7 protein-coding genes are annotated in these 11906 nt (G+C 55.8%); 6 read left to right on the top strand and 1 reads right to left on the bottom strand.

Going from position 1 to position 11906, the window contains the following annotated elements:
• Positions 1 to 3 precede the first annotated feature (3 nt).
• The 5 genes from araA to rluA all read left to right on the top strand — a co-directional run bounded on the left by araA (position 4) and on the right by rluA (position 8427).
• Positions 4 to 1506, top strand: coding sequence for an L-arabinose isomerase (araA, locus tag EKN38_RS09780; protein ID WP_014830626.1), 1503 nt, complete (start codon positions 4 to 6; stop codon positions 1504 to 1506).
• Between the two features lie 86 nt (positions 1507 to 1592).
• The gene (araD, locus tag EKN38_RS09775) at positions 1593 to 2288 is read left to right on the top strand and encodes an L-ribulose-5-phosphate 4-epimerase (RefSeq protein ID WP_014830625.1); all 696 of its coding nucleotides are present in this window, start codon (positions 1593 to 1595) and stop codon (positions 2286 to 2288) included.
• A gap of 74 nt (positions 2289 to 2362) precedes the next feature.
• Positions 2363 to 4720 carry a DNA polymerase II gene (polB, locus tag EKN38_RS09770; protein ID WP_014830624.1) on the top strand — a complete coding sequence of 786 codons (2358 nt, stop codon included), beginning with the start codon at positions 2363 to 2365 and terminating at the stop codon, positions 4718 to 4720.
• 128 nt (positions 4721 to 4848) lie between these two features.
• A complete protein-coding gene (gene rapA / locus EKN38_RS09765; RefSeq protein ID WP_014830623.1) occupies positions 4849 to 7755 on the top strand; it encodes an RNA polymerase-associated protein RapA in 2907 nt (968 codons plus the stop codon).
• Between the two features lie 12 nt (positions 7756 to 7767).
• Positions 7768 to 8427, top strand: a complete 660-nt coding sequence (rluA, locus tag EKN38_RS09760; RefSeq protein WP_014830622.1) for a bifunctional tRNA pseudouridine(32) synthase/23S rRNA pseudouridine(746) synthase RluA — start codon at positions 7768 to 7770, stop codon at positions 8425 to 8427.
• 30 nt (positions 8428 to 8457) lie between these two features.
• On the opposite strand, the gene djlA is transcribed toward rluA, so the two are convergent.
• Positions 8458 to 9276: a co-chaperone DjlA gene (gene djlA, locus EKN38_RS09755; protein WP_014830621.1), complete on the bottom strand. Its 819-nt coding sequence runs from the start codon at positions 9274 to 9276 to the stop codon at positions 8458 to 8460.
• Positions 9277 to 9515: 239 nt separating this feature from the next.
• Between djlA and lptD the strand changes: the two genes are divergently transcribed.
• Positions 9516 to 11867, top strand: coding sequence for an LPS assembly protein LptD (lptD, locus tag EKN38_RS09750; protein ID WP_126522038.1), 2352 nt, complete (start codon positions 9516 to 9518; stop codon positions 11865 to 11867).
• The last annotated feature ends 39 nt before the right edge of the window (positions 11868 to 11906 follow it).

The following is an 11906-nucleotide window of genomic DNA, read 5'->3' as shown; positions in this document are numbered from 1 at the left end:
ACGATGACCATTTTTGATAATTATGAAGTGTGGTTTGTGATTGGCAGCCAGCATTTGTACGGACCGCAAGCGCTGCAACAGGTGACGAAACACGCGGAGCACGTCGTTAACGCGCTGAACGCGGAAGCCAAACTGCCGTGCAAACTGGTGCTGAAGCCGCTGGGCACCACGCCGGATGAGATCACCCATATCTGCCGTGACGCGAACTACGACGAGAAATGCGCGGGTCTGGTGGTGTGGCTGCACACCTTCTCACCCGCCAAAATGTGGATCAACGGTCTGTCTATCCTCAACAAACCGCTGCTGCAATTCCATACCCAGTTCAACGCCTCCCTGCCATGGGACAGCATTGATATGGACTTTATGAACCTGAACCAGACCGCACACGGCGGCCGTGAGTTCGGCTTCATCGGTGCCCGCATGCGTCAGCAGCACGCCGTAGTAACCGGACACTGGCAGGATCAACATGCGCAGAAACGCATCGGCTCCTGGATGCGTCAGGCCGTATCCAAACAGGATACCCGCCACCTGAAAGTGGTGCGGTTTGGCGACAACATGCGTGAAGTGGCAGTCACCGACGGTGATAAAGTTGCCGCGCAGATCAAGTTTGGTTTTTCCGTGAACACCTGGGCCGTGGGTGACCTGGTGCAGGTCGTCAATGAGATCGGCGATGGCGACGTGAGCGCGCTGGTCGACGAATACGAAAGCAGCTATCGCCTCACTGCAGCGGCGCAGGTTCACGGTGAAAAACGCCAGAACGTGCTGGACGCGGCGCGCATTGAACTGGGGATGAAACGCTTCCTGGAACGGGGCGGCTTCCACGCCTTTACCACGACATTTGAAGATCTTCATGGTCTGAAACAACTGCCGGGTCTGGCAGTACAACGTCTGATGCAGCAGGGCTACGGCTTTGCGGGCGAAGGCGACTGGAAAACTGCCGCTCTGCTTCGCATCATGAAAGTGATGTCAACCGGTCTGCAGGGCGGCACCTCCTTTATGGAGGACTACACCTACCACTTCGAAAATGGCAACGACCTGGTACTCGGTTCACACATGCTGGAAGTCTGCCCGTCCATTGCCGTCGAAGAGAAACCGATCCTCGACGTGCAGCATCTCGGCATTGGCGGTAAAGCGGATCCGGCACGTTTGATCTTCAACACCCGTACCGGCCCGGCCATCAACGCCAGCCTGATCGACCTGGGCGATCGTTTCCGCCTGCTGGTGAACTGTGTGGATGCGGTTGAAACGCCACACGCGCTGCCAAAACTGCCGGTCGCCAACGCCCTGTGGAAAGCGCAGCCCGACCTGCCAACCGCCTCCGAAGCCTGGATCGTCGCCGGGGGCGCGCACCATACCGTCTTCAGTCACGCGCTGGATCTCAACGATATGCGTCAGTTCGCTGAACTGCACGATATCGAACTGACGGTGATCGATAACGATACCCGCCTGCCCGCGTTTAAAGACGCGCTGCGCTGGAATGAAGTCTATTACGGTTCGAAACGTTAAGTACGACGTGCCCGGTGGCACTGCGTTTACCGGGCCTACGATTATGTAGGCCGGATAAGCGAAGCGCCATCCGGCGGGAGACAACAATGCTAGAAGATCTCAAACGCCAGGTACTCGAAGCTAACCTGGCGCTGCCTAAACATAATCTGGTGACCCTGACCTGGGGCAACGTCAGCGCCGTTGACCGCGAAAAAGGGGTGTTCGTCATCAAGCCTTCCGGCGTCGATTATACGATAATGACCGCTGACGATATGGTTGTGGTCAGCATTGCAACCGGTGAAGTGGTGGAAGGGAAGAAAAAACCCTCCTCCGATACCCCCACCCATCGCCTGCTGTATCAGGCATTTCCGACCATCGGCGGCATTGTGCATACCCACTCGCGTCATGCGACTATCTGGGCGCAGGCAGGCCAGTCCATCCCGGCTACCGGTACCACGCACGCAGACTACTTTTACGGCACCATCCCGTGCACCCGCCTGATGACCGATGCGGAAATCAACGGCGAGTATGAATGGGAAACCGGCAATGTGATTGTCGAAACCTTTGAAAAACAGGGCATCGACGCAGCACAGATGCCCGGGGTGCTGGTGCATTCCCACGGCCCGTTTGCGTGGGGCAAAAATGCGGAGGATGCAGTGCATAACGCGATTGTGCTGGAAGAGGTAGCCTATATGGGCATCTTCTGTCGTCAACTGGCACCACAATTGCCGGATATGCAACAGACGCTGCTGGACAAACACTACCTGCGCAAGCACGGTGCAAAAGCCTATTACGGGCAATAAACTGTATATAAACCCAGCATAAAACCGCTAACCAGGCTATAATCAGGCCTGGTTTTGTTTTATGGGATAACGGCGTGACGCAGGCGCAAGAAGGTTTTTTACTGACCCGACACTGGCGGGATACGCCTCAGGGAACAGAGGTGGAGTTCTGGCTGGCGACGGACAACGGCCCGTTGCACGTTACGCTGCCGCCACAGGAGTCCGTGGCGTTTATTCCTGAAGCCCACGTCGACAAAGTAAAGCAACTACTGCGCGGGGAAAACAACTGGCGCATCACGCCACTTGAGCTGAAAGATTTCCATCGCCAGCCGGTTTACGGTCTCTATTGTCGTGCCCATCGCCAGCTCATGCGCTATGAGAAACTGCTGCGCGAGGCGGGCGTCACGCTATACGAAGCCGATATTCGTCCCCCGGAACGTTTCCTGATGGAGCGGTTTATTACCGCCCCTGTCTGGGTTGATGGCACGGCGCACAACGGTGGGCTGATTAATGCCCGTCTGAAGCCCAACCCACATTACCGTCCGCCGCTGAAATGGGTCTCACTGGATATCGAAACCACCCGTCACGGTGAACTGTACTGTATTGGTCTTGAAGGCTGCGGCGACCGGGTTGTCTATATGCTCGGGCCACCGAATGGTGATGCCTCCGCGCTGGACTTCCGGCTGGAGTACGTCAACAGCCGGCCGCAGCTGCTGGAGAAACTGAACCAGTGGTTTGCCGATCGCGATCCCGATGTCCTGATCGGCTGGAACGTGGTGCAGTTCGACCTGCGGGTACTGCAAAAACACGCCGAGCGTTACCGCATCCCGCTCATGCTTGGGCGGGGTCATAGCGAACTGGAATGGCGCGAGCACGGTTTCAAAAACGGCGTCTTCTTCGCACAGGCCAACGGTCGCCTGATTATCGACGGCATCGAGGCGCTGAAATCGGCGTTCTGGAATTTCTCCTCCTTCTCGCTGGAGGCGGTGGCGCAGGAGCTGCTGGGTGAAGGGAAATCCATCGATAACCCATGGGACCGAATGGATGAGATCGACCGCCGCTTCAACGAAGACAAGCCGGCACTGGCCACCTACAACCTGAAAGATTGTGAACTGGTTACGCAGATTTTCCACAAAACCGAGATCATGCCGTTTCTGCTGGAACGCGCCACCGTGAACGGTCTTGCCGCGGACCGGCACGGCGGGTCCGTGGCTGCATTTAGCCACCTCTACTTCCCCCGTATGCACCGGGCAGGTTACGTCGCCCCTAATTTGGGTGATGTGCCGCCGCAGGCAAGCCCTGGCGGCTACGTGATGGATTCCCGGCCGGGGCTGTATGACTCCGTGCTGGTGCTGGACTACAAAAGCCTCTATCCGTCTATTATCCGCACCTTTTTGATTGATCCGGTGGGGCTGGTGGAGGGGATGGCGCAGCCGGACGATACGCACAGCACCGACGGGTTTCTGGGGGCGCGTTTCTCACGAGAGAAACACTGCCTGCCGGAGATCGTGGGGCAGATCTGGCACGGTCGCGATGAGGCCAAGCGCCATGGCAACAAGCCGCTTTCTCAGGCGCTAAAAATTATCATGAACGCCTTTTACGGTGTGCTGGGCACCAGCGCCTGTCGCTTCTTCGACCCGCGTCTCGCCTCCTCCATCACCATGCGCGGGCATGAGATTATGCGTCAGACAAAGGCGCTTATCGAATCCCAGGGCTATGAAGTGATCTATGGCGATACCGACTCCACCTTCGTCTGGTTGAAAGGCGCGCACGCCGAAGAGGATGCCGCGCGAATTGGCAAACAGCTGGTCGCCTTCGTGAATGACTGGTGGCAAGCGCATTTGCAAAAAGAGCGGTTAACCAGTGCGTTAGAGCTGGAGTTTGAAACACATTTCAGCCGCTTTTTAATGCCCACCATTCGCGGAACCGATCAGGGCAGCAAGAAGCGCTATGCCGGACTGATTCAGGAAGGTGAAAAGCAGCGCATGGTGTTTAAAGGGCTGGAGACGGTGCGTACTGACTGGACACCGCTGGCGCAACAGTTCCAGCAAACGCTCTATCTGCGGGTCTTTCGCAATGAGCCTTATCAGGACTATGTCCGCGAGACGATAGCCAGCCTGATGGCCGGCGAGCTCGACGACCAGCTGGTGTATCGCAAACGCCTGCGTCGCCCGCTGGCGGAGTATCAGCGTAACGTTCCGCCGCACGTCCGTGCCGCGCGTCTGGCGGATGAAGAGAACGTCCGTCGTGGGCGCGCGCCGCAGTATCAGAACCGGGGCACCATCAAGTATGTCTGGACGACTAACGGGCCAGAGCCGGTGGATTATCAGCAGTCTCCGCTGGATTACGATCACTACCTGACGCGCCAGCTTCAGCCCGTCGCGGATGGAATTTTGCCTTTCATTGACGACGATTTTGCTACACTAGTGACAGGGCAACTTGGCCTATTTTGACACGTGACGAAATCGCTGCCATCCAGTACCATAGCGCCCTTTCCACTCCCGGACCCATTTTTCGATGACCGTCTTTTTTGACGGTGGTTGAACTATTGCCTGCAATTAAAGATTAGAGCCGAACACATATGCCTTTTACACTTGGTCAACGCTGGATCAGCGATACAGAAAGCGAACTTGGATTGGGAACCGTGGTTGCAGTCGACGCACGCATGGTCACCCTCCTTTTCCCTGCTACCGGTGAAAACCGCCTGTACGCTCGCAATGACTCCCCTGTTACCCGCGTGATGTTCAATCCAGGTGACACCGTGACCAGCCACGACGGCTGGCAGCTAAAGGTTGAAGACGTAAAAGAAGAGAATGGTCTGCTCGCCTATATTGGGACTCGCCTCGACACTGACGAGAGCAATGTCATCCTGCGTGAAGTGCTGCTCGACAGCAAACTGGTTTTCAGCAAGCCGCAGGATCGCCTGTTTGCCGGGCAAATCGACCGTATGGATCGCTTCTCTCTGCGCTATCGCGCGCGTAAGTTCCAGAGTGAACAGTACCGCATGCCGTGGAGCGGCCTGCGTGGTCAACGTACCAGCCTGATCCCTCATCAGCTGAATATCGCCCATGACGTTGGCCGTCGTCATGCGCCTCGCGTACTGCTGGCAGACGAAGTGGGCCTCGGTAAAACCATTGAAGCCGGTATGATCCTGCATCAACAGCTGCTCTCTGGCGCCGCCGAGCGCGTGCTGATCGTGGTACCGGAAACGCTGCAGCATCAGTGGCTGGTTGAGATGCTGCGCCGCTTTAACCTCCGTTTCTCGCTGTTTGACGACGAGCGCTACGCCGAAGCCCAGCATGACGCGGACAACCCGTTTGAAACCGAACAGCTGGTCATCTGCTCCCTGGACTTCGTGCGCCGCAGCAAGCAGCGTCTTGAGCATCTGTGCGACGCAGAGTGGGATCTGCTGGTGGTCGACGAAGCGCACCACCTGGTCTGGAGCGAAGAGGCACCGAGCCGTGAATACATGGCGATTGAACAGCTTGCCGAGCGCGTGCCGGGCGTCCTGCTGCTGACCGCAACGCCGGAGCAGCTGGGGCTGGAGAGCCACTTCGCGCGTCTGCGCCTGCTCGATCCAAACCGTTTCCATGACTTTGAGCAGTTTGTCGAAGAACAGAATAATTACCGCCCGGTTGCCGATGCTGTCGCCATGCTGCTGGCGGGCAAACGCCTCTCGAATGACGAACTCAACACCCTGAGCGATCTGATTGGCGAACAGGACATTGAGCCGCTGCTGCAGGCAGCCAACAGTGACAGCGACAACGCGGGATCCGCGCGTAAAGAGCTGATCGATATGCTGATGGACCGCCACGGCACCAGCCGCGTGCTGTTCCGTAACACCCGTAACGGCGTGAAGGGCTTCCCAAAACGCGAACTGCATACCATCAAGCTGCCGCTGCCGACGCAGTATCAGACCGCGATAAAAGTCTCCGGCATTATGGGGGCGCGCAAAAGCCAGGAAGAACGTGCGCGCGACATGCTCTACCCGGAGCAGATTTATCAGGAATTTGAAGGCGATACCGGAACCTGGTGGAACTTCGACCCGCGTGTTGAATGGCTGATGGGCTATTTAACGGCTCATCGTTCACAGAAAGTGCTGGTGATCTGCGCCAAAGCGGCCACCGCGCTGCAGCTGGAGCAGGTTCTGCGCGAGCGTGAAGGTATTCGAGCCGCCGTGTTCCACGAGGGGATGTCCATTGTCGAGCGCGACCGCGCCGCGGCCTGGTTCAGTGAAGAAGACAGCGGCGCACAGGTTCTGCTGTGCTCTGAAATCGGTTCTGAAGGGCGTAACTTCCAGTTCGCCAGCAACCTGGTGATGTTCGATCTGCCGTTCAACCCCGACCTGCTGGAACAGCGTATCGGCCGTCTGGACCGTATCGGTCAGGCGCATGATATTCAGATCCACGTCCCTTACCTGGAAAAAACCGCTCAGTCGGTGCTGGTACGCTGGTTCCACGAAGGTCTGGACGCGTTCGAACATACCTGTCCAACAGGCCGCACCATTTACGATCAGGTGCATACGGATCTGATCGGTTACCTGGCAGCGCCGGAAAATACGGACGGGTTTGATGAACTGATCAAATCCTGTCGCGAAAAACATGAAGCGCTGAAAGCGCAGCTGGAGCAGGGGCGCGATCGTCTGCTGGAGATCCACTCCAACGGCGGTGAGAAAGCGCAGGCGCTTGCTGAAAGCATCGAAGAGCAGGATGACGACACCAGCCTGATCAGCTTCGCCATGAACCTGTTCGACATCGTCGGGATTAACCAGGACGATCGCGGCGAGAACATGATTGTGCTGACCCCATCCGATCATATGCTGGTTCCGGATTTCCCGGGTCTGCCTGAGGATGGCTGCACCATCACCTTCGAGCGTGATGTGGCGCTGTCTCGCGAAGATGCGCAGTTCATCACCTGGGAACACCCGTTGATCCGCAACGGCCTCGACCTGATCCTTTCCGGCGACACGGGTAGCAGCACAATTTCCCTGTTGAAAAACAAAGCATTACCCGTTGGTACGCTGCTGGTTGAGCTGATCTACGTTGTGGAAGCGCAAGCGCCGAAACAGCTTCAGCTCACCCGCTTCCTGCCGCCAACGCCAGTGCGTCTGCTGCTGGATAAAAACGGCACTAACCTGGCCGCACAGGTTGAATTCGAGAGTTTCAACCGCCAGCTGAGCGCAGTAAACCGCCACACGGGCAGCAAACTGGTCAACGCCGTCCAACAGGATGTGCACGCCATTCTGCAGTTGGGTGAAACGCAAATCGAAAAAGCGGCCAGGGCGTTGATTGATGCCGCGCGCGAGGAAGCCGATGAGAAACTGTCTGCAGAGCTGTCTCGTCTGGAAGCGTTAAAAGCGGTGAACCCAAACATCCGTGATGACGAACTGACCGCGATTGAGAGCAACCGTCAGCAGGTGCTGGAAAGCCTGAATCAGGCAAGCTGGCGTCTGGATGCCCTGCGTCTTATCGTTGTGACGCATCAGTAAACGGAGCACAAGATGGTGATGGAGCCTTACAATCCGCCGCAAGACCCGTGGCTGGTCATTCTTTATCAGGATGAGCACATTATGGTGGTCAACAAGCCAAGCGGCCTGTTGTCCGTGCCGGGGCGTCTGGATGAGCACAAAGACAGCGTGATGACACGTGTTCAGCGTGATTATCCCCAGGCGGAGTCCGTTCATCGCCTGGATATGGCAACCAGCGGTGTGATTGTGGTGGCGCTGAACAAAGCGGCTGAACGTGAACTCAAACGCCAGTTCCGTGAGCGTGAACCGAAGAAGCAGTATGTCGCACGCGTCTGGGGCCATCCCGCGCAGGCGGAAGGGCTGGTGGATCTGCCGCTGATTTGCGACTGGCCAAACCGGCCAAAGCAGAAGGTGTGTTACGAGACCGGCAAGGCCGCGCAAACCGAGTATGAAGTGCTGGAGTACGCGCCGGATAACACCGCGCGCGTCCTGCTAAAACCCATTACCGGGCGTTCACATCAGCTGCGTGTGCATATGCTCGCGCTGGGGCACCCGATTCTGGGAGACCGCTTTTACGCACCGCCTGAGGCACTGGCGTTAGCGCCACGTCTTCAGCTTCATGCGCAGACGCTCACCCTCACCCATCCGGCGTTTGGCAACGCAATGACGTTTAAAGCACCGGTGGACTTCTGAAAAAAGGGCCCGACACTGTCGGGCCATTTTTTATTTGAAATTTTTCTGCTCTTTTATCAGCTCGTACGCTTTCTGGATTTCCTGCGCTTTTTGCTTCGCCATCTCCATCATCTCTGGCGGTAAGCCCTTCGCGACCAGTTTATCCGGGTGATGTTCACTCATCAGCTTACGATAGGCGCGCTTGATGGTTGTCGCATCATCCGAAGGTTTCACGCCAAGCACGTTACAGGCATCTTCCAGCGTCGGGCCACGCTGCGCCTGCTGCCAGCCGCCGCCAGAGGATTGCTGTTGCTGATAACCACCGCCAAAGTGTGCCCCGCCCTGCATCATGCGCAGGAACTGGTCGAACTGCATCCGGGAGATCCCCAGCTCTTCAGCAATCACGTATAAGACATCGCGTTCATTGGGATGCAGGGAACCATCAGCAAACGCGGCCTGGATCTGGATCTCCAGAAACATCCGAATTAAATCAAAACGGCCGAAACAGATACTGCGGAACTGACGCATTTTCTCGCGCAGCGGATAGTTATCCGATTTACCGATGCGAAACGCATTTTGCGCCGCCACACGAGATTCACCGTGCAGATTCATGCGGTCCATAAATACGCTGGCGATCTGAATATCGGCTTCCGTCACTCGCCCTTTTGATTTGGTTAAGTGCCCCATCACCTCAAAGGTGGTGGAGAAAAAGAGGGACTGACGCTCGCGCTGGTTGGCGAACCAGGCCATTTTGCGGCTGCGTGCCTTATCGAACATATGGCCAATAATCAGGCCAAGAACGATGCCCCAAAACCCGGCACCCATTATGATGGCGAACGCAACGCCGATGATTTTACCCCAATACTGCATATACTCCCCGGATAGTCATGTCCCTTGTCGACGCAACGCCATCATTACAGTGGTCGAGCCACGGTCAATTGAGGGACATCGCCTATAATTTGCATTATCATACTCGTCATTCGATAGCGAGCCTAACACTCTGGCACGCAAACGGGCAGGATTAACGCTGGTACTGCGCTGATGAGTAAGATAGTCTCTGAGCGTTTGTAAGCCGTAGCCACTGATGACGGAACACTAAAATATAACGTATGAAAAAACGTATCCCCACCCTTCTGGCCACAATGATTGGCACCGCCCTGTACAGTCAACAGGGGCTGGCGGCCGATCTTGCCTCGCAGTGTATGCTTGGCGTCCCAAGTTATAATCGCCCACTGGTGAGTGGCGATACAAATAGCTTGCCAGTAACCATTACTGCCGACAGTTCTAAAGGTACCTATCCTGACAACGCGACGTTCACTGGCGATGTGGATATTAACCAGGGCAACAGCCGCCTGCAGGCAGACGAAGTGCAGTTGCACCAGAAGCAGCCGGAAGGTGCGGCCGAGCCGGTACGAACGGTGGATGCGCTGGGTAATGTGCACTATGACGACAATCAGGTCATCCTGAAAGGTCCGAAAGCCTGGTCAAATCTGAATACCAAAGATACTAACGTCTGGGAAGGTGATTACCAGATGGTGGGTCGTCAGGGGCGCGGTAAAGCAGACCTGATGAAACAGCGCGGTGAAAACCGCTATACGATTCTGGAAAACGGTTCGTTTACCTCCTGCCTGCCGGGTTCAAATACCTGGAGCGTGGTGGGGAGTGAAGTGATTCACGACCGTGAAGAACAGGTCGCAGAAATCTGGAACGCCCGGTTTAAACTCGGTCCGGTGCCGGTTTTCTATAGCCCTTACCTGCAGCTTCCCGTGGGCGACAAACGTCGTTCAGGTTTCCTGATCCCAAATGCCAAATACAGCACCTCGAACTATTTTGAGTTCTATCTGCCGTATTACTGGAACATCGCGCCCAACATGGACGCCACGATCACGCCGCACTATATCCATAAGCGCGGCAACGTCATGTGGGAAAACGAGTTCCGCTATCTGACCCAGGCGGGTACCGGTTTGATGGAGCTGGATTACCTGCCATCGGATAAAGTCTTCCAGGATGAGCATCCAACAGAAGGTGATAAACACCGTTGGATGTATTACTGGCGTCACGCTGGCGTAATGGACCAGGTCTGGCGTTTTAACGTCGACTATACCAAAGTCAGCGATCCGTACTATTTCAACGATTTCGATTCCAAGTACGGTTCCAGTACCGATGGCTACGCCACGCAGAAATTCAGCGTTGGCTACGCCGTTCAGAACTTCAATGCCACGGTGTCGACGAAGCAGTTCCAGGTCTTTAACACCCAGACGCGAAGCACTTACGGTGCAGAACCGCAGCTGGATGTTAACTGGTATCAGAACGATGTTGGTCCGTTCGACACCCGCGTTTACGCTCAGGCGGTACATTTCGTTAATACCAACTCGGATATGCCAGAAGCCACGCGTGTTCACTTAGAACCGACGATCAATTTACCGATCTCTAATAACTGGTCGAGCCTGAATACCGAAGCCAAGCTGATGGCGACCCACTATCAGCAGAAAAACGTGGACTGGTACAACAACCGTTACGGCACCGATCTTGACGAATCCGTGAACCGCGTCCTTCCACAATTCAAAATGGACGGCAAACTGATCTTCGAACGTGATATGGGGCTGCTGGCAGATGGTTATACCCAGACGCTGGAACCGCGTATGCAGTATTTATACGTGCCTTATCGCGATCAGAGCAAAATCCAGAACTACGACTCCTCTTTCCTGCAGTCTGACTATAGCGGCCTGTTCCGTGATCGTACCTATGGTGGTCTCGACCGTATTGCCTCCGCGAACCAGTTAACGACCGGCGTCACAACGCGTGTTTATGATGACGCTTCCGTTGAACGTTTTAACGTTTCTGTTGGTCAAATCTACTATTTCACCGAGTCTCGTACCGGTGATGACGATATCAACTGGGAGAAAGACAACAAAACAGGTTCCCTGGTGTGGGCGGGCGATACCTACTGGCGCATGACCGATCGCTGGGGCTTACGCGGTGGTCTGCAGTACGATACGCGTCTCGACAATATTGCCACAAGCAGTGCGGCAATTGAGTACCGTCGTGATGAAGACCGCATGATGCAGTTGACGTATCGTTACGCCAGCCCGGAATATATTCAGGCGACGTTGCCAAACTATGCCACCAGCGAACAGTACAAAGACAGCATTTCTCAGGTGGGTGGTGCAGCGAGTTGGCCAATTGCCGATCGCTGGTCAATTGTAGGTGCTTACTACTTTGACACCAACGCCAATAAGCCAGCTGACCAGATGGTTGGTCTGCAATATAACTCCTGCTGCTACGCGCTGCGTGTCGGCTACGAACGCAAGCTTAACGGCTGGGATACTCAAAATAATCAGGGCAAATACGATAACGTGATTGGCTTTAATGTCGAACTGCGCGGCCTGAGTTCCAACTACGGCCTGGGCACGCAGCAGATGCTGCGCTCGAACATTCTGCCGTACCGCAGTTCCTTGTAATGTGCTTGATTTGCAACGTAATCCGCTTTGCGGTTAATT

Origin of the sequence: Enterobacter sp. WCHEn045836, from assembly GCF_003965585.1 — a bacterium.
GTDB lineage: Bacteria > Pseudomonadota > Gammaproteobacteria > Enterobacterales > Enterobacteriaceae > Enterobacter > Enterobacter dissolvens.
Note: the sequence above shows the minus strand (reverse complement) of the source record. Positions and strands in the feature narration are given on the sequence as shown.